Annotated in this window: 21 protein-coding genes; 9 read left to right on the top strand and 12 right to left on the bottom strand. The window is 68.1% G+C overall.

Annotated features, from left to right (window positions below):
- Positions 1-19 precede the first annotated feature (19 nt).
- From NA10_RS04140 to NA10_RS38080, 3 genes are all read left to right on the top strand, one after another.
- On the top strand, positions 20-595 hold the full coding sequence (locus NA10_RS04140) for a 1,2-dihydroxy-3-keto-5-methylthiopentene dioxygenase (RefSeq protein WP_067563541.1): 576 nt from the start codon (positions 20-22) through the stop codon (positions 593-595).
- Entirely contained in the window at positions 592-1275 is a 684-nt protein-coding gene (gene mtnC, locus NA10_RS04135; RefSeq protein WP_067563540.1) for an acireductone synthase, read from the top strand. The genes NA10_RS04140 and mtnC overlap by 4 nt, the downstream gene beginning before the upstream one ends.
- A gap of 325 nt (positions 1276-1600) precedes the next feature.
- Positions 1601-1759, top strand: a complete 159-nt coding sequence (locus NA10_RS38080; RefSeq protein WP_218021442.1) for a hypothetical protein — start codon at positions 1601-1603, stop codon at positions 1757-1759.
- 31 nt (positions 1760-1790) lie between these two features.
- Here the strand turns inward: NA10_RS38080 and NA10_RS04130 are convergent, their stop codons facing one another.
- From NA10_RS04130 to NA10_RS04120, 3 genes are read right to left on the bottom strand one after another with little or no spacing between them, the layout of a single operon-like run.
- Positions 1791-2483 (bottom strand): cation efflux transmembrane domain-containing protein, encoded by a 693-nt coding sequence (locus tag NA10_RS04130; RefSeq protein WP_067563537.1) that lies wholly within the window; start codon positions 2481-2483, stop codon positions 1791-1793.
- Positions 2483-2812 carry an ArsR/SmtB family transcription factor gene (locus NA10_RS04125; RefSeq protein ID WP_067563930.1) on the bottom strand — a complete coding sequence of 110 codons (330 nt, stop codon included), beginning with the start codon at positions 2810-2812 and terminating at the stop codon, positions 2483-2485. Before NA10_RS04125 ends, NA10_RS04130 begins: the two co-directional genes overlap by 1 nt.
- A 33-nt stretch (positions 2813-2845) precedes the next feature.
- Complete coding sequence (locus NA10_RS04120) at positions 2846-3820, bottom strand: helix-turn-helix transcriptional regulator (protein WP_067563928.1); 975 nt, start codon at positions 3818-3820, stop codon at positions 2846-2848.
- 77 nt (positions 3821-3897) lie between these two features.
- Between NA10_RS04120 and NA10_RS04115 the strand changes: the two genes are divergently transcribed.
- The 4 genes from NA10_RS04115 to NA10_RS04105 all read left to right on the top strand — a co-directional run bounded on the left by NA10_RS04115 (position 3898) and on the right by NA10_RS04105 (position 5554).
- A complete protein-coding gene (locus NA10_RS04115) occupies positions 3898-4488 on the top strand; it encodes a DinB family protein (protein ID WP_067563536.1) in 591 nt (196 codons plus the stop codon).
- The gene (locus tag NA10_RS04110; RefSeq protein WP_067563533.1) at positions 4485-4877 is read left to right on the top strand and encodes a RidA family protein; all 393 of its coding nucleotides are present in this window, start codon (positions 4485-4487) and stop codon (positions 4875-4877) included. Before NA10_RS04115 ends, NA10_RS04110 begins: the two co-directional genes overlap by 4 nt.
- A gap of 35 nt (positions 4878-4912) precedes the next feature.
- Entirely contained in the window at positions 4913-5017 is a 105-nt protein-coding gene (locus NA10_RS35250) for a helix-turn-helix domain-containing protein (protein WP_218021450.1), read from the top strand.
- A 246-nt stretch (positions 5018-5263) separates the two neighbouring features.
- Positions 5264-5554: an SbtR family transcriptional regulator gene (locus tag NA10_RS04105; protein ID WP_067563530.1), complete on the top strand. Its 291-nt coding sequence runs from the start codon at positions 5264-5266 to the stop codon at positions 5552-5554.
- 64 nt (positions 5555-5618) lie between these two features.
- Here the strand turns inward: NA10_RS04105 and NA10_RS04100 are convergent, their stop codons facing one another.
- The 7 genes from NA10_RS04100 to NA10_RS04070 form a co-directional block, all read right to left on the bottom strand.
- Positions 5619-6212: a GTP-binding protein gene (locus tag NA10_RS04100; RefSeq protein WP_067563527.1), complete on the bottom strand. Its 594-nt coding sequence runs from the start codon at positions 6210-6212 to the stop codon at positions 5619-5621.
- On the bottom strand, positions 6193-6567 hold the full coding sequence (locus NA10_RS04095) for a DUF742 domain-containing protein (protein WP_067563524.1): 375 nt from the start codon (positions 6565-6567) through the stop codon (positions 6193-6195). Before NA10_RS04095 ends, NA10_RS04100 begins: the two co-directional genes overlap by 20 nt.
- Positions 6567-6992, bottom strand: a complete 426-nt coding sequence (locus tag NA10_RS04090; RefSeq protein WP_067563521.1) for a roadblock/LC7 domain-containing protein — start codon at positions 6990-6992, stop codon at positions 6567-6569. Before NA10_RS04090 ends, NA10_RS04095 begins: the two co-directional genes overlap by 1 nt.
- Positions 6970-9603, bottom strand: a complete 2634-nt coding sequence (locus NA10_RS04085; RefSeq protein WP_157556036.1) for a sensor histidine kinase — start codon at positions 9601-9603, stop codon at positions 6970-6972. The genes NA10_RS04090 and NA10_RS04085 overlap by 23 nt, the downstream gene beginning before the upstream one ends.
- A 99-nt stretch (positions 9604-9702) precedes the next feature.
- Positions 9703-10275 carry a GTP-binding protein gene (locus NA10_RS04080; RefSeq protein WP_067563515.1) on the bottom strand — a complete coding sequence of 191 codons (573 nt, stop codon included), beginning with the start codon at positions 10273-10275 and terminating at the stop codon, positions 9703-9705.
- An 8-nt stretch (positions 10276-10283) separates the two neighbouring features.
- Complete coding sequence (locus tag NA10_RS04075) at positions 10284-10691, bottom strand: roadblock/LC7 domain-containing protein (RefSeq protein WP_067563513.1); 408 nt, start codon at positions 10689-10691, stop codon at positions 10284-10286.
- Positions 10669-13188 (bottom strand): sensor histidine kinase, encoded by a 2520-nt coding sequence (locus NA10_RS04070; protein WP_067563510.1) that lies wholly within the window; start codon positions 13186-13188, stop codon positions 10669-10671. The genes NA10_RS04075 and NA10_RS04070 overlap by 23 nt, the downstream gene beginning before the upstream one ends.
- Positions 13189-13611: 423 nt before the next feature.
- Here NA10_RS04070 and NA10_RS04065 point away from each other — a divergent pair, with 423 nt between their 5' ends.
- Both NA10_RS04065 and NA10_RS04060 read left to right on the top strand, forming a co-directional pair.
- Positions 13612-15114, top strand: a complete 1503-nt coding sequence (locus NA10_RS04065; protein WP_218021441.1) for an alkaline phosphatase — start codon at positions 13612-13614, stop codon at positions 15112-15114.
- Entirely contained in the window at positions 15111-15737 is a 627-nt protein-coding gene (locus NA10_RS04060) for a hypothetical protein (protein ID WP_067563507.1), read from the top strand. Before NA10_RS04065 ends, NA10_RS04060 begins: the two co-directional genes overlap by 4 nt.
- 241 nt (positions 15738-15978) lie before the next feature.
- On the opposite strand, the gene NA10_RS04055 is transcribed toward NA10_RS04060, so the two are convergent.
- Both NA10_RS04055 and NA10_RS04050 read right to left on the bottom strand, forming a co-directional pair.
- Positions 15979-16998 (bottom strand): sigma-70 family RNA polymerase sigma factor, encoded by a 1020-nt coding sequence (locus tag NA10_RS04055; RefSeq protein ID WP_084514283.1) that lies wholly within the window; start codon positions 16996-16998, stop codon positions 15979-15981.
- The gene (locus tag NA10_RS04050) at positions 16995-18449 is read right to left on the bottom strand and encodes a DHA2 family efflux MFS transporter permease subunit (protein WP_067563504.1); all 1455 of its coding nucleotides are present in this window, start codon (positions 18447-18449) and stop codon (positions 16995-16997) included. The genes NA10_RS04055 and NA10_RS04050 overlap by 4 nt, the downstream gene beginning before the upstream one ends.
- Positions 18450-18543: the final 94 nt, after the last annotated feature.

The raw sequence follows: 18543 nt of genomic DNA, 5'->3' as shown, positions 1-18543 counted from the left end.
TTCCGAGGAGGAACCCGAAATGACACTGCTGCAGATCATGTCCGATCAGGACTCCGCCGAGGTCAAGCTGCGCACCACCGATGACGCGGTGATCGCCGCCGAGCTGAACAAGCGCGGCATCACCTTCGAGCGCTGGTCGCTGTTCGACGGCTTCACCGCCGCCACCTCGACCGAGGACCTGCTGGCCGAATACCAGTCGCGCATCGACGCTTTGAACGCCGACGGGCGCTTCAAGTTCATCGATGTGGCGCGCATCCACCCCGATGCCACCGATCCGGAGTGGCCCGCCAAGGCCGTGGCCGCGCGCACCAAGTTCCTGGACGAGCACCGGCACGCCGAGGACGAGGTCCGTTTCTTCGCCGCGGGGCAGGGCTGCTTCTACCTGCACCTGGGCGATGAGGTGCTGGCTACGGTGTGCACCGCGGGCGATCTGGTCTCGGTTCCGGCGGGCACGCTGCACTGGTTCGATATGGGCACCGAACCCGAATTCGTGGCCGTCCGCTTCTTCGAGGAAGAAGACGGCTGGATCGGTGATTTCACCGGTGACAAGATCTCCTCCGGTTTCCCCACCCTCGACGAGTTGCTCCCCTCATGATCAACGTCATCGTCCTCGATATCGAGGGCACCACCAGCCCGACCAGCTCCGTTCGCGAGGAGCTGTACGGCTACACCCGCACCCGGCTCCCGGGGTGGCTCGCCGAAAACCAGTGCGGCGCGGCCGATTCCATCCTCGCCGAGACCCGTGCGCTGGCCGGGAAGCCGGAGGCGTCGGTGGCCGAGGTCGCCGAGATTCTCATCGACTGGCTGAATACCGATGTCAAGGCCGAGCCGCTCAAGGCCGCCCAGGGCATCATCTGCGCCGAGGGTTTCCGCAATGGCTCGCTCTACGGTGAGTTCTTCCCCGATGTCCCGCCGATGCTGCGCGCCTGGCGCGAGTCCGGCCTCGAGCTGTACATCTACTCCTCGGGTTCGGTGCGCAATCAAAAGGATTGGTTCGCCTTCGCGCGCCCCGGCGACCTGTCCCCGCTGATCACCGGCCACTTCGACCTCACCACCGCGGGTCCGAAGCGCGAAGCCTCCTCCTACGAGAAGATCGCGGGCGCGATAGGAGTCCCCGCCGACAGCATCCTGTTCCTGTCGGACCATCCGGATGAACTCGACGCCGCGGTGGCCGCGGGCTGGCAGGCGATCGGCGTGGCCCGCCCCGGCGAACCGAATCCGCCACGCCCGCCGCACCGCTGGGTCGGCGACTTCGCCGATATCGAACCCAACTGAGCGACAACGGCGATCAAGACGGCCGGTCGGGCGCGTCCGCACGGGGAGTGATGGCCGCGGTGACGCGGTCCGCCGGCGCGCGGAGGTTCGGCCGCGGACGCTGTCGTACGCGCTCGCCGATTCCCCGGTCGGACAGCCGGCGTGGGACGGTTCAAGGATTGGACCGATGTGCCCGAGGACGCGGTCGATCGGGACGCGATGCTGACCAACGTCATGATCTTGGCTCAACGGCACCGCGGGCTCATCGGCGCGCTATTACTACGAGGGCGCCGCGACCTGGGGCAGGCCCGAACCGGAGACCGATGTACCGGTGGCGGTGGCGGTCATGCCGCACGATCTCGGCATCCCGGTGCGGCGCATCGCCGAACGGAACCACAATATCGGGCGGTGGACCGAATATGAGCGCGGCGGTCACTTCGCGGCGATGGAGGAACCGGACCTCATCGACGACCTGCGGGCCACATTCCGCGAATACCGGTACTAGACAGGAACTCTCGCTGATTCGAGGGAACCGGTCAGGGGCAGCAGTCGCAGTCGTGTGCGGCCGCCGCCCCGGTTTCCGGGGTGACGGGAATCGCGCAGCAGGGGTCGCCACGCCACGCGTTCACACCCTCGCGCACCGCGATCGCGGCAATGACGAATGCCGCGATCGGGTCCGCCCAGGACCAGCCGAGGACGGCGTTCAGGAGCAGTCCGGCCAGCAGCACCGCCGAGAGGTAGGTGCAGAGCAGGGTTTGTTTCGAGTCGGCCAGGGCCGAGGCGGAGCCGAGTTCGCGGGCGGTGCGGCGCTGGGCCCAGGACAGGGTGGGCATGATCGCGAGACTCGCTGCGGCCACAGCGATTCCGATGGGGGAGTGCCGGGCCTCGCCGACGCCGAGCAGGGCTCGCGCCGAGTCCACGCTCACGTAGAGCGCCAGCGCGAAGAAGGAGAAGGCGATTATTCGCAGGGCGGTCTTCTCGCGCGTCTCGGGGTTCACGGCGGAGAACTGCCAGGCCACGGCGGCCCCCGAGGATATTTCGATAATCGAGTCCAGGCCGAAACCGATGAGCGCGGTGGAGCAGGCGCGGGTTCCCTCGGTCAGCGCGACCAGCGCCTCGATCACGTTGTAGGAGATCGTCGCCGCGACCAGCCAGCGAATTCGCTTTGCCAGCAGGTCTTTTCGTGCGGCGGTGCGGGTTGACGGCACGGTCGGCGTCCCCGGCGACATCAACAGCAGCCTTCGGTTTCCGATGCCGCGCAGCAGGCCGGATCGACGGCCAGCACCAGGCCCAGGAGATCCTCCAGGGCGCGGGCGATGCGGGCGTCGGCGAGTTCGTAGCGGGAGCGGCGGCCCTCGGGGACCGCGACCACCAGGCCGCAACCGCGAAGGCAGGCAAGGTGATTGGACAGGATTTGGCGGGAGACGCCGATCCGCTCCGCCAGGTCCGAGGGGTACCCGGGTTCGGTGCGCAGGCTCAGCAGAATCCGGGTGCGGGTGGGGTCCGAGAGCGCGTGGCCGAAACGGGCCAGTGCCTCGGTGTGCGACGACGTTTCCACCCGCATGACAGTACAGATAATTCTGTATTCAGGTCAATCTGAACTATTCGAGCCCGCGGCGTGAAGTTTGGCCGCCAGCAGCTGACAGCGCGCGGCGAGATCGGGCGGGTCGAGTACTTCGAAGTCGTGTCCGAGCCGCAGTACATGTAACAGGACGGCGTCGAGATCGGTTGCGCCGCTGAGCACTTCGCAGGAGTCATCGCCTCGGGGCCGGACGACCGCGGCCGAGGCGGGGATTTGCGCGCGTACCGTCGCGGCGTCGGCGTGAACCAGGAAGCGGGCCTGTCTGGCGTAGACCCGGCTGGTCACGCTCTCCTGTACGTACGCGACCGGATCCGGGGTGGGCCGGGGGCGGAAACGCCAGGTGCGCGCCGCGACCTCGGTCATGCGGTCGACGCGGAAGGTGCGCCAATCGGCGCGGTCGAGGTCGTAGGCGAACAGGTACCAGCGGCGGTCGGAGGCGACCAGGCGATACGGCTCGACCCGCCGGCGGGTGTGCGTCCGGCCGGAGGGATAGTCGAAACCGGCCTCGACCTCGTCGCGGCAGGCCCGGGCCAGAATCATCAACGTGCCCGGGTCGACCGGGGTGCGACCGCCGTCGAAGGACTCGACCGCACCGGCGAGGGTGCGCACCTCATGCCGTAAACGACTGGGCAGTACCCGATCCAGTTTGGTCAGCGCCCGCAGGGCCGCACCGCCGACGCCCGCGACCGCACCACCCGCACCGATCAGCAGCGCGACCGCGGTGACGATCGCCTCGTCGTCATCGAGCAGCAGCGGGGGCAGGTCCTGGCCCGGACCGAGTTGATATCCACCGCCCACACCCTGACTCGCGTGCACCTGATAGCCGAGGGCGCGCAGGCGTTCGACGTCCCGGCGGACCGTGCGCGGTGTGACGCCCAAACGGTCGCCGAGTTCCGGGCCGGTCCAGACCCGCCGCTGCTGCAACAGTCCCAGCAGGGCGAGGACGCGCTCGGTGGTGCCGGGCGCGTCGGCGGGTGCCGTCATCGAATCACCTTCCATAGCGCCGACTCTCCCTAAGATAGCGGACCGATACTGTCCGCTATCGATGTCAGGGTGTGGTCATGGACGCAGACGGATACAACTGGAATCACTCACTGCGGGAGCAGTGGGAGTGGCATTGGCACAATCAGATTCGACCGCGACTCGCAGGGCTCACCGATGACGAGTACTTCTGGTCGCCGGTGCCGGACGCCTGGAGTGTGCGTCCGCTCGGTACTTCGACCGCGCCGGTACAGGCCGGGGTGGGGGACTTCGCGATCGACTACGCCTTCCCGACGCCTACCCCCGCCCCGTTCACCACCGTCGCCTGGCGTCTCGGGCATGTGATCGTCGGTGTGCTCGCCATGCGCAATGCCACGCACTTCGGTGCGCCCGAGGCATCCTATGAGAAATGGGAGTACGCGCCCACCGCCGCCGCGGCGCTGGGACAGCTCGAGACGCAGATCGACACCTGGCTGACCGGGGTCCGCGGACTCACCGAGGCCGAGTTGCTCACCCCGCTCGGACCGAAGGAGCCGTTTCCCGAGCTGTCCATGGCCGATTTGATACTGCATATCAATCGCGAACTGATTCATCATCTTTCCGAGGTCAGTCTGCTGCGCGACCTCTATCTGCACACGCATTCCGATGCCCACCCGAAGGAGACCCCGTGACCGCCGAGCCGATCCACCTGGACCCGGAAGAGCTCTTCTACAACCCGGTCTTCACCCAGGGCGTGATCGCGCCCGCCAGCAAAACCCTCTATGTCGGCGGCCAGCTCGGCAGTGACGGCGCCGGCAGGCTGCTCGACGGGGTGGAGGCGCAGACCGAACAGGCCATGCGCAATGTGCTGGCGGTGCTGGCCGCCGCGGGCACCGGTCCCGAGCACGTGGTGAAACTCAACATCTACCTCGACGCGGACGTCGACGCGGCGGCGGGCTACGCCGCGTCCCGCAAGGTGTGGGGTGATCACCGCACCGCCATCACCGTGGTCGCCGTGGCCGCACAGGCCCGCCCGGGCGCGCTCGTCCAGATCGATGCGGTGGCCCTCATCCCCGACTAGAGTGCGTCGAAACCCCCTCGGCCGGTGCTGCGTCGCTGGAGGAGATCGCCCGCCGGGCCGGAGTCGGCTCGGCCACCCTGCACCGGCATTTCCCAAGCCGCGCAGAGCTTTTGGGTGCGGTTGTACCGCAGTGGAAATGACATGCCACCGAAACGCCAGGCCCCGAAAACCCCTGCCACGCCGCGTAAATCACCGCGGCCCGCACGATCGCGTGCAGGCGTTGTGCGCCCGCGCCGAGGAGCTGGCGTCCGGCCAGAAGGCGGCCCGGCGCTGGTGACCTGGCTGCGCGATGTGGTCACCCACGCCGCCACCGCGCGCGGGCTGGGTCCGGCGTGCGCCCGCGCCGAGGAGTTCGCGTCCGGCCCGAAGACGCGGGCCCGGCGCAGGTGACCTGGCTGCGCGATGTGGTCACCCACGCCGCCACCGCGCGCGGGCTGGGTCCGGCGCTCTCGGGTTACGAATCCGATCCGGAGTTCGAGCCGCACAGCATGATTCGGCGGGCGGCGCGGCCACTGCTGGAACGTGCGCAGCGCGAAGGCTCGATCGCACGGACCGTCACCGTCGACGATATGCTGCAACCGGCCAACGGTGTCGCGCTGGCGACCGAATCGCTGCCGGATCCGGCGCACCGCGCCGACGCGCTCATGGCCATCGTCGCCGATGGCCTGTCGACCTGAGCGACGAGAACAGCGCCTGTCCCGGGAACCCCGGGGCAGCCGCTGTTTTCGTGGCGAGGGTGGTTCAGCTACCGACCGGGGTGGCCGCGGCGCGGGTGATCAGATACTCCACCAGCGTCATGAGGACGTTCTTGGCGGAGGCGCGATCGCGGGCGTCGCAGAGCAGGACGGGGATCTGCTCGTCGAGGTCGAGGGCTTCGCGGACCTCGACCGGGGTGTAGAGGGGTGCGCCTTCGAAGCAGTTCACGGCGACGGTGAATGCCACGCCCCGGCGTTCGAAGAAGTCGATGGCCGCGAACGAGCCTTCGAGTCGGCGGGTGTCGGCCAATACGACCGCGCCCAGCGCACCGCGCGCCAATTCGTCCCAGAGGAACCAGAATCGGTCCTGTCCGGGCGTTCCGAACAGGTACAGCACCAGGTTTGGATCGATGGTGATGCGGCCGAAGTCCAGGGCCACCGTGGTGGTGGTCTTGCCTTCCACACCGCGCAGATCGTCGACCCCTGCGGAGAGTTCGGTGATGAGTTCTTCGGTTCTCAGCGGCGTGATTTCGCTGAGCGCCCCCACCATGGTCGTCTTGCCCACGCCGAAACCGCCCGCGATGAGAATCTTCACCGAGGCGGCCATGGGCTGGGATTGGTCAAAGTTTTCGGATGCCATCGAGTACAGCTCGCAAAATGTTGAGGTCACCGGGCGCGGCCTCGGGGGAGACCGGTGCCCGGAACTTGAGGATGCCGTCGGAGATGAGGTCGCCGACGAGGATCTTGGTCACTGCCAGTGGAAGCCGCAGGGCCGCCGAGACTTCGGCGACCGACAGCGGGAGCCTGCACAGGCGAACGATATCGCCGTATTCCGGTTCGACCCGGCGCAGCACCGGTGCCGCATTGGGCACCACTACTACCGTGAGCATGTCCAGATCATGCCCAGCGCCCATGGTTCGACCGCCGGTCCTGGCGTATGGGCGCACCAGTGGACCTGCTTGATCGTCGAACCAGTGATCCCCCGGCCTGGCCATCATGACAGCCTGGGGTTAACCTGTCCGGCCAGATGATGGCGCGGCGTGGTGGACAGATAGGTGCCGACGCGCTGCACGGTCAGGTTCATCTCGTAGGCGACCATGCCGAGATTGGCCTGTTCATTGGCCTGGAGCGCGAGGCAGGCGTGGCTGCCCGCGGCGGTCACGAACAGTACGGCGCGATCGAGTTCGATGACCGCCTGGCGCACGCCGCCGCCGTCGAATCGGCTGCCCGCGCTGCGGGCGAGTCCGTAGAGGGTGGAGGACATCGCGCCGAAGTGTTCGGCGTCCTCACGGCTCATGGCGGAGGAGCGCCCGAGCAGCAGGCCGTCGGTGGAATGCACCACCGCGTGCCGGACGCCCGCGAGCCGATCCACCAGATCATCGAGTAGCCAGTTGAGATCACCAGCGTTTGAGGTGGTCACCGTCGCCTTCCTGTCGGTCCTGGAATGGGTGGGACACAGGCTCGGCCGCGCCGGGATCGGCCCGGCGGCCCTGCCTGGTTCCGTTTTCGATGGCGGAGAACAGATCTCGGGCCTGCTCGGCCGTGCGGGTGGGCTGTTCGGACGGCTCCTGCGCCGTCTTCTCCTGCGCCAATTCCGGTGCGAGACTTGCCTGCCGCCGCCTTCGCGGGAGCTCCGGACGGACGTCGGAGCCAGTGTACTGGGACCGATCGAATTCGCGTGCACGGAAATCGTTATCCGGTTGCTGCCGGGGTGCCGGGGCAGGCGGAATGTATTGCGGCCGATGGGTGCTCGGATGTGTGGGTGGTTCGAAGGGTCGCGGGGTCTCGAAGGACATCTGTCGCTCCGGGGCTCGGGGCTCGGGCCGGGCAGGCAGGGCGGGATTCGAAAAAGACGCCGGGGCAGGCGGTTCGAGCCGGCGCGGCGATTCGAAGGGACCGGGGTTGCCGATCGGCTCGGACGGCTTCGGCGCCTCGAACTGTTTCGGCGCCTCGAACTGTTTCGGCGCCTCGGACTGCTTGGACGCTTCGAACTGCTGCTGCGCCTCGAGCTGTCGAGCGGTCTCCGCGGCGAGCGCGGCATGGAACTGTCCGGTGTCGAATGCCGTGGGCACGGCCGGGATTTCACCGGTCCGGCCCGCCGAGACGGTGAGTCCGGAGGGCACCAGCACGATGGCGCGCACGCCGCCGTAATCGGATTCGGCCAGTCGGACCGAGATGCCGTTGCGGACCGCCAGCTGCGCCACCACGAACATGCCCAGGCGGGAATCCTCCGAGAGCGTATTGACGCCGAAATCCGGTGGGTTGCGCAGCATATCGTTGATGCGGGCGAACTCGGCCTCGGGCATGCCCATGCCCTGGTCGACGATTTCGATGGCGATGCCCTTGCCGACCACATTGCCGCGCACCTCGACCTGCGAGGACGGCGGGGAGAAATGCGCGGCGTTGTCGACGAGTTCGGCGAGCAGGTGGATGAGGTCGGCCACGGCCGAACCGGCGACGGCGACCTCGGGTAGTCGAGTGATCTTGACGCGGGTGTAGTCCAGCGCCTCTCCCACACCGCTTCGCACCAATTCGATGAGCTGCACCGGATTTCGCCACTGCCGGCCGGGCTGTCCGCCGGCGAGGACGATCAGGTTCTCGGCATTGCGGCGTTCGCGGGTGGCAAGGTGGTCCAGGCGGAAGAAGATCTCCAGCAGGGTGGGGTCCTCCTGCTTGGCCTCGGCCTCGTCGAGCACCTCGAGCTGGCGGTGCACCACCACCTGGCTGCGGTGCGCGATATTGAGGAAGACCGCCTTGACGCCCTCGCGGGTGCGGGCCTCGGTGACCGCGGCGGAGACGGCGGCGGTGTGCGCGTGGCCGAATGCCTTTGCCACCTGGCCGATCTCATCGGTGCCGAAGTCGAGTTCGGGGGTCTCGGTGGAGATCTCCACCTGCTTGCCGTCGCGCAGCTGCGACATGATCTCGGGCAGTCGCTCATCGGCGAGCACGAAGGTCTGATCGCGAAGTCGCTTGAGCCGCCCGATGATCCGGTTGGCCAGCAGCAGCGCCACCAGGAATGCCGAGAGCGAGACCAGCAGCATGGCGCCACCGGCGATGGCGGAGTTGCGGGCGTTCTTGTCCGCGGCGTCACCGGCCAGGCCCAGGGCGTACCGGCTCTGCGCGTCCCACATGTCCAGCAGCGACTTGTTCACGGCACTGACGGTGTCGTGCCATTCCTGCGGGGTGAAGGTGAGCGGCGCGACCGGTTGGGTGGCACCGGCTTTCACGGGGGCGGCGGTGATGGGGTCGAGTGCGCGGGCGAGCAGCACATTCTCCATCATGATCAGCTTCTGCCAGTTCTGGTCGTTGACCACGGCCTGGAAGGCGGGCTTGCCCTTACTGCCGTCGGCGCCGGCGAGCACACCGATATTGACGCGGTACGCGCCGAGCACGCGGGAGAATTCGATGGCCAGATCGGGCGGCAGCGTGCCGTCCTTGAGCAGGACCTCGGCCAATGAGTCGGCGCGCGAAAGCATTTCGGAGGCGGAGACGATCTCCAGGGTCGCCGCGGTCTCGATGGCGACCTCGGGATTGGGGGCGGTGGCCTCCACCGCGCGGGTGCCGACGGAGATCAGGTCGAGCAGATGCCCGTAGAAGTTGTAGACATCGGGCATCGGCAGTGCGTTGCCGTCGATCTGGGTGCGCACCGCGGCCAGCGACCGGGTCAGGGTGAGGAATCCGCCGACGTCGCCGGTGACATCCTGCGGGCCCAGGTTCTCCATGTCCTTGGTGGTGCCCGAGATGCCGCGCAGCGCATTGTCCAGCCGAGTTCTGGCCTGGGTCAAGGCCTTCGGATTGGGTTCGTCACCGGCCAGCTGAGCCATGGTCAGCTGGCGTTCCTGTTGGACCGCGCTGACCAATTCCTTCGAAAGAGGTGTGGCGGCCGTGAGTGCGTCCGCCCACTCTCGCGCGTTCTTGCCTTCCACCACCAGGTATCCCGCGCCACCCACACCGATGACGAGCAGCGCGAGGCTCGGTACCAGTGCGATGGCGAGAACACGGGTCCGGACCCCGAGTCTCGCTCTGAACATCGCCACAACGTAACGGGACGTGCATCACATTCTCAACCGTATCTCATTGAGCGGGAACATTATTGACACGGCAAGTGATGCATGCTTCGGAATTGAAGACTAGGTGAGAGCGCGCGAGATGAGATACTCGGCGAGGGTGGTCAGTACTTGCTTGCACGATGTGCGGTCACGCGCGTCGCACAGCAGGATCGGCACCCGCTCATCGAGGTCGAGGGCATCGCGCACCTCCTCCGGCGAATACACCGGCGCACCCTCGAAACAATTGACGCCGATGGTGAATCCGATTCCGCGCCGCTCGAAGAAGTCGATGGCGGCGAACGAATTCTCCAGACGCCGGGTATCGGCCAGGATCACCGCGCCCAGCGCCCCGCGCGCCAATTCGTCCCAGAGGAACCAGAATCGGTCCTGGCCGGGGGTGCCGAAGAGATAGAGCACCAGCCCGGCGTCGATGGTGATGCGCCCGAAATCCAGGCCGACCGTGGTGGTGGTCTTGCCCTCCACACCGGTGAGATCGTCGATGCCCGCCGAGCGCTCGGTAATGATCTCCTCGGTGCGCAGCGGGGTGATCTCGCTGATCGTCCCGACCATGGTGGTCTTGCCGACCCCGAAGCCGCCCGCGATCAGGATCTTCACCGATTGCGCGAGCGTATGGTCCTCGTCGAACCCGGTCATGGCGGGGCTCAGCCGAATTCGCCGGGGCGGCGGGCGGTGGTGGACAGGAAGGTGCCCACCCGCTGCACGGTCAGGTTCATCTCATAGGCGACCATGCCCAGATTGGCGTCCGCGCCCGCCTGCAGGGCCAGGCACGCGTTCGCGCCCGCGGCGGTCACGAACAGCACCGCGCGATCGAGTTCGATGACGGCTTGGCGCACGCCGCCGCCGTCGAAACGGTGTCCGGCACTGCGGGAGAGCCCGTACAGCGTGGAGGACATGGCGGAGAAGTGTTCGGCGTCCTCGCGCAGCATGCGGGTGGAGCGGCCGAGCAGTAGACCGTCGGTCGAGTGGACCACGGCGTGACGGACACCGGCGAGCTTGTCGACGAGATCGTCGAGCAGCCAGTCGAGGTCACCGGCGGGAGAAGTACTCACCGTCGCCTTCCTGTCGAGTGGTGATGGATGGGAGCGGGCGCGGATCGGAGCCACGGCCCTGGCGGGTGCCGTTCTCGATGGCGGACATGAGGTTTCGGGCCTGCTCCGGACTGCGTTCGGGCAGGGCGGGCGGAGCCTGTTCGGGAACCGCGGTATTCCAGGCGGTTGATGCCCCGGGAGCGGGGTCGTGCGCCAATTCGGGTGCGAGGCTTTCCTGTCGGCGGCGCTTGGGCAGCGCGGGGCGATCGCTCCCCGTTCCCCGCGCAGCCGCCGGGTGGCCGATCGCATGCGCGGAGCGGTCGCTCGGGAGCGGGCTCGTCGGTGGTTCCATCCGGGCGTGGCGACCGGTGTCCATGGTCCGGTCGGGCCGAGCGCGAAAACCATTCGTGTCTTGCACGGATTCGCCGGGCGCGGGTCGCCGATCCCACGCCGAGTGCGCGGCCGGAAGCGACCGGGCGGGTGGCAATGCCTCGCGTCGGGCGGGTGCGTCGAGCACCGGGAGTTCACCGGTGTCGGACCGGAATTCGGCGCGGCGGGGGATCGGGAGCTGACCGGAGGTGAAGTCGGGGGACGGCGTCTCACCGGCGATGAGCGTGGCGGGTACCAGCACGATGGCACGCAGACCGCCGTAGTCCGATTCGGACAGGCGCACCGAAATGCCGTGCCGCGCGGCGAGTTGCGAGACCACGAACAGCCCGAGGCGCGAGTCCGAGGAGAAGGTGCTCAGGCCGAAGTCCGCGGCGGTGGCCAGCAGGGTGTTGATGCGTTCGAGTTCGGCTTCGGGGACGCCCACACCCTGATCGATGATCTCCAGCGCCACCCCGCGCCCCACCGCGTTACCGGTGATCTGCACCTTGGACTGCGGTGGGGAGAAGTGCGCGGCATTGTCGATGAGCTCGGCCAGCAGGTGGATCAGATCGCCCACGGCCAAGCCGACGATGAAAGTCTGTGGCAGCCGCCCGGTTCGGATCCGCTGGTAGTCCACGGTCTCGCCGACGGCGCTGCGCACCAGCTCCATGAGCGGTACCGGATTGCGCCACTGGCGGCCCGGCCGCCCGCCCGCCAGGATGACCAGGTTCTCGGCATTGCGGCGTTCGCGGGTGGCGAGGTGATCGAGCAGGAAGAAGGTTTCCAGCAGTGCCGGATCCTCCTGTTCGGATTCGGCCTCGTCCAGGATCTCCAACTGCCGGTGCACCACGACCTGGCTGCGGTGCGCGATATTGAGGAAGACCGCCTTCACGCCCTCGCGGGTGCGCGATTCGGTGACCGCGGCCGAGACCGCGGCGGTGTGCGCGTGACTGAACGCGTCCGCCACCTGGCCGATCTCATCGCGCCCGAATGCCAATGCGGGAGTTCCGGTGTCGATATCGACGTGATCGCCCGCGGAAAGCAGTCGCATGGTCTCGGGCAGGCGTTCATCGGCCAGGGCGATCGTCTCGTCGCGCAGGCGGCGCAGTCGCCGGATGATCCGATTGGCCAGGGCGAGCGCGACCAGAATCGCGCCGAGGGCGACCACCACCATGGCCGCACCGGCGAGCAGGGAATTGCGGGAGGTGTCCGCGGCGGCGTCGGCGGCCAGGCGCTGGGCCTCGGAGTTCTCGTCCTGCCAGATATCGGCCAGCGCCTTGTTCACCTCGGCGAGGGCATCGGCCCAGGCGGCGGGTGAGAGCGGCAGTGGAGCGGGTTTGAAGGTCGCGCCGTCCGGGCGCGGCACCGCACGCTGGGTCAGCGCGGTCTCCATGGCGCTCAATCGCTGCCAGGCCGCCGAGGCGACCAGAGTCTTGGCGGCCTCGGCCTGTGCGGGATCGGCGTCGGCGAGCAGTCGCTGGACGCGATCGTGATAAAAGCCGACCAGCAGCAGATACTCGTCGGCCAGATCGGCGGGCAGGCCGATCCCGCCGACCAGGAGCGCCGCGCCGAGGGCATTGGCGCGGCCCATCGCCTCCTGAGCCTCCAGAACGCCACTGGCGTCGGCCAATTCGATGGCGGTGGCCGGATCGGGGGCGGTCTGCTGGGCGATGCGGACACCGGCGAGCACGAACTGCGGCATCGAGCTGTAGAAGGCGTCGGCGTCGCCGATCGGCAAGGTGCCCGCGTCCAGTCCGACGCGAATCACGGTGAGCCGCTTGCTCAATTCGGTGAGCGCGGAAGTGGCGTCGCCCATGGCCTCGGGACCCATACTGGTGAGCCGCGATTGCGCGGGAACCAGTTCGCGCAGCGCGGCGTCCAGGCGCTGGCGGGCGGCGGCCAGGGCGTGCAGATCGGTGTCGGCTCCGGCCATGCGCCACAGCGTGATTCGGCGCTCCTGCGCCAGGGCGTCGATGAGTTCGCGGGTGGGGGCGACCCCGGCGCGCATCTCATCGGCCCAGTCCTGGGCGGAGTTCGAGCGGTCCACCAGATATCCGGTCGCGCCGACGCCGACCGCGACCAGCGCGAGACCGGGTACCAGTGCGATGGCCAGAATTCGTGTCCGCACCCCTGGCCGCCTGCTGAGCATTGCCCGAGGGTAGCCATCGGGTGGCCGAAGTACCCGGGCGAGTCCTCTTGAGCGGGACGGGATTTGACTCCGAGACCGGCCGTCCGGTATGCGACGGTAGCCGCGCCTGCGCCGAAACGAACCTTGAATCCGTTGCGCGAGACCATGTCTCGCCGACGGTCCGGCCAACCCGGTTCACCACCTGCGCTGTACGTCTCCAACCTGGTGACCAGAGGATAGCCCCGCGTTCCCGCGCGCGTAGCCGGTTCGCCGGACCCCGAATTCCGCACCCGGACCGCACGGCACGGCGGGCCGCGAGCCAGACGTTCACCGATTCGACAGCTACGCGTCGGTTTCGGGCAACCGTCCAGGGATACGTTCGCCGCGCCCGGGGTACAGCGGGCCGCGCACGAAACCCGTGCCGCGAAGGTTGGAGGGAACTCAGTGCAGCACAAGAAGCGCGCCCGGCTCGGCGCGGTCGCGGCCATCACCGCCGCGTTCGTGGGCTCGACCCTGGTCGCGGGTTGCGGCTCGGACGGCAAGGCCGACAACGAAGTGCACAACATCATCTACCTGCTCGGTGACGGTATGGGACGCACCCACATCACCGCCGCCCGCGAGCGCTTCATGGGGACCAAGGGCCACCTGAACATGGAGCAGCTGCCGTATGTGGGAGCGGTCTCCACCTACGCCGTGGAGCCGAACAGCGATAAGCCCGCCCTGGTGACGGACTCCGCGTCCGCGGCCACCGCCTGGTCCTCGGGTGTCAAGACCTACAACGCCGCCCTCGGTGTGGACGCGTACGGCAAGTCCGTGCCCACGCTGATGGAGCAGGCCAAGGCCGCGGGTTTCGCCACCGGCAATGTCAGCACCGCCGAGATCACCGACGCCACCCCGGCCGGTATGTTCAGTCACGCGCTGCTGCGCGGCTGCCAGGGACCGACGTTCAGCGAATCCACCTGCCTGGTCAAGAAGGCGGACGGCAGTTACGAACCGGCCCCGGCGGACAAGACCCTGGTGACCCCGATCGCCGAGCAGATCGCGCGCAATGGCACCGCCGATGTCATCTTCGGCGGCGGCCTGGCCCGCTTCGAGCCCGAGGACCAGAAGGTCATGCAGGACAAGGGTTATCAGGTGCTGGGCAGTATGGGCGATCCCGCGCTCAAGGCGCAGACCGCCGACAGCCAGAAGGTCGCCACCACCGCGGATCTGACCGCGACCAAGAGCGATAAGGTGATCGGCCTGTTCAACCGCGGCAATATGACCGTTACCCAGGCCAAGGCGCTGCTGCCGGACTCCGCACCGCAGAAGCAGGAGCCGACGCTCTCGGCCATGACCACCAAGGCCATCGACCTGCTGTCCAATCGCAAGGACAGCAAGGGCTTCCTGTTGCAGATCGAGGGTGCGAGCATCGACAAGCGCTCGCACGCCAATGACGCCGCCCAGACCCTCGAAGAGGTGAAGGCGTTCGACGATGCCGTCGCGGTCGCCATGGACTTCGCCAAGAAGGACAAGCACACCCTGGTCATCGTCACCGCCGACCACGAGTGCGCGGGCTTCAACATCATCGAGAAGGGCACCTTCGTCAACGCGGAGGCCGTCGGCCCGCCCGCCAATGTCGATGCCACCAACCCGGCCAACAACTCCAACCCCGCGCGTGACGGCAAGGAGAATGTGAAGGATCCGGCGCGCTCCAACGGGTTCATCAACGGCACGGGCGCCAATGACCCGCGCAATTTCGCCCCGGCGACCTTCCGCACCGTCGATGACAAGCCCGAGGTCAAGGACGGCACCGCCGAGGCCAGCCTGTGGCTGACCTACCTGTCCGGCAACCACACCGGCGCGGACGTGATGATCTACGCCTACGGTCCCGGCGGCGACGCCTTCGCCGCCAGCCAGGACAACACCGCGCTCTACACCAAGATGCACAAGGCCCTGCTGCCGTGAGCATGAACGGTGTTGTGGCGGTCGGTGATTCATTGCCGCACGTGGTCAGGGCGGCCGAACTGCGCGGTCTGACCGCCCAGCAGCAGCCGCAGACGGTGCGGCGGAGCCGTCGCACCACGCGACGCGGCGCGCGCGCACTCGCGGTGCGCGGGGCCATGATCGCCGGACTGCTGGCCGTGGCCGCGTTCGGGGCGGGATGCGCACCCGCTTCGGATCCGGCCCCGTCCGGCCCGGTGGCGACGCCGATCTTCACCTCGAAACCCGCTGTGGCACCGGCGGCTTCGATCACGGCCGGGCGGGGCGAGGTGCGATTGGAACCGGGGCCGTTCACCGACCGGATCCAGCTGACCGGTACCCGGTTGGACGGCAACGCCGTGCACGGGCGGCTGGCCATCACCACCGATGTGAGCGATGTGCTGGCCCTCGAGGTCCACGCGGCGTTCTACGATGCCGCCGGAACCCTGGTCGGCACCGGCCATTTCGAACACGCCGATGAAGAGGCCATGGGCGGGGGATCCCATCAGCCGCACAACGACGGCATCGATTTCACCATCGTCGCGGCCCCGGCCGATGCCGCGGTCTCCGCGGTGGTGCTGTCGGTTCCGGTTCTTGTGAACGAATAGCCCACTGCCGCAACACCACTCGCGAACCCGCGGAAGCACGCCTGGTGCCCGCGGGTTCGCCCATTCGCGGCCTGATCATGCCGGGGCAGAGCGGTTTCCGGTGTGTGGCACGCACACCGCTCGTACGCGTGCCGCACGCCGGGCGATATCGAAACTCGTCAACAGCTGTTCGGTGGAGCCGGTGCTGGGGGATTGTTCGCGCACGGCTGCCCATTGGTTGCGGATCAGCCGGTTTCGGCCGCTATTCGAGGGTCGCGGGTAGGCCGAAGCGTTCGAACAACTGTGGTCCGAGAAAGACGGTGATCTTGTCGATGGCGGCGTTCTTCACGGTCAGCACGTGGATGGATTGCGCTCGGTAGATGCCCGCGTCGTCCCGTTGATAGCAGGCGGCCGCCGGTTGGGTATTGGCCGCGGTGCCCACGCAGCGCCATCGGTCCGGATCGGAACAGGTTTTGGCGGTGAAGAATGCGAGCACGTCGGCGCGGCCCGCGAACCACACCAGGGCGGGCGGCATCTCCAGGACGACGTCGTCGCGGAGCAGTTCGGCCAGGCCCCGCATATCCGATCGGCCGAAGAAATGCATATAGCGATCCACCGCCTGCCGCTCCTGCGGGCTCAGCGATTCCGACATCCGGTCGAGCATCGGGGCTACCTTCTCCAGGTGGGCGTGCGCGCGCTGCAGCGCGCTGTTGATCGCGGCGGGGGAGGTCTCGAGCAGATCGGCGACCTCGGCGGCGGACCAGGCCAGCACATCGCGCAGGATCAGCACCGCGCGCTGGCGGGCGGGCAGGTATTGCAGGGCCGCGATGAAGGCGAGCCGGATACCGCTGCGCGCCGCCACCACCGCCGCCGGATCGGCGGCCGAATCACCCAGCAGCGCATCGGGAATCGGTTCGAGCCAGGAGATCTCCGGATGGCGTGGCGGGGTGAGCACCAACTCCTGACTGGGGCCGACCAGTCCGGTCGGGAGGGCCCGCTTACCGCGCTGGTCCAGGGCGGTGAGACAGGCATTGGTGGCGATCCGATAGAGCCAGGTGCGCAGCCCCGCCTTCCGCTCATCGAATCGATCGGCCGCACGCCAGGCTCGCAGCATGGTCTCCTGCACCAGATCCTCGGCCTCGTGGATCGAGCCCAGCATGCGATAGCAGTGCGCGAGCAGCTCCGGCCGGAACGGCGCTGTACGCGAGGCGAATTCGGCGCTGACCGTCATGGACGTCGAACCTACCGGGGTGTGCGCGCGGCGGATGTCGCTGCTGGTCATGCCGGCAGTCCCGCTCGTCCGACGGGCGCCGCACTCGCCGCGGATTCAGCCGTGAGCGGGCCGCCCACCGCATCCGGCGCGGCTCCCGGTGCGCCCGCGGGAATGAGCAGGCCGAGCACCGCGCCCAGCAGGGCGAGCAGTGCCGCCGTGGCGATCGCGGCGACGAAGCCGTCGGTGAAGGCACGGGCGGAGGAATAACCGCCGACCGCCGCGAAAATCGCTGCCGGAACGGCTATTCCGAATGCTCCGCCGAGTTGCCGCAGGGCGTTGTAGGTACCGGAGGCGGCTCCGACCGCGGTGATGGGCACCGCGCGCAGCACCGCGCCCTGGGCCGAGGGGATCGCCATCGACGCACCGATTCCGGCGATCACGAAGGGTGCGAGCAGCATCGGGTACGGCAGGTCGGGCCGAGCCATGAGGGCTATCCAGCCGTAGCCCGCGGCCTGCATCACCAGGCCCAGCACCACCAGCGGACGCTCACCGAACCGGTTGACCTGCCTGCCCGCGATGGGTGCGACCAGGAAGAGCGTGACGGTCCAGGGTGCGAGCCGCAGCCCCGCGCCCAGCGGACCATAATGCATGACCACCTGGAGGAACTGGGTGAAGAAGAACGCACCGCTGAATATCGAGGCGGTCAGCAGGAATCCGGCCGCATTGCCCGCCGAGAAGGCACGGGAGGCGAAGAATCCCATGGGGATCAGCGGTGCGGGGGTACGCGACTCCCAGCGGACGAACCCGGCGAGCGCCGCCGCACCGAGAATGAATCCCGTCACGACTTCGGCACTGCCCCAACCGGATTCGTTACCCCGGATCAGCCCCCACACCAGGCCGAAAGCGGCAATGCTCACCAGCGCGATCCCGGCGAAGTCCAATCGCCGCGCCAGGCCGAAGCTTTCGGGCAGTCGCGTGCGCACCAGGGGCACCAGCAGCAGGCCGATCGGAACATTGATCCAGAAGATCCACTGCCAGGTCAGGCCCTGCACCACCGCACCGCCCAGCAGCGGGCCGCCGAGCGTGCCCAATCCCGTTGTGGCGGCGAAAAGCCCGAGTGCGCGGGTGCGCTGCGCGGGTTCGAAGGCCGCCGAGAGCAGGGCCACGGCCACCGGCATGATGGCGGCCGCGCCAATGCCCTGTGCCGCCCGCGCGGCAATCAACCAGCCCAGACTCGGCGCCAGCGCGCACCCGGCGGAGGCCACCGTGAACACGCCCAGCCCCGAGGCGAGCACCCGCCTGCGCCCATATCGGTCACCCAGCGCCGCGCCCGCCATCAGCAGCACCGCGAAGCTCAGGTTGTAGGCGTTGATTGTCCATTCCAGCGCGCCGAGGGAGGCGTGCAGATCAAGTTGTATGGCGTGCAGGGCCGTGGTGACAACCAGTGCGTCCAGCACCATCATCAACCCGGCGAGTGAGGTGAGCGCCAGTACCCAGCGCTGACCGACTGTCATTTTCATCGCGCGGTCCTTCGTCGAAGGGGTGTCACGAGTACCTACTCGCGCCGCACGCCGAATTCATCGGCCGCCGACACTTTTCGCCCCGCAAACCCGA

Origin of the sequence: Nocardia acidivorans NBRC 108247 (assembly GCF_001625085.1) — a bacterium.
Lineage (GTDB): Bacteria > Actinomycetota > Actinomycetes > Mycobacteriales > Mycobacteriaceae > Nocardia > Nocardia acidivorans.
Note: the sequence above shows the minus strand (reverse complement) of the source record. Positions and strands in the feature narration are given on the sequence as shown.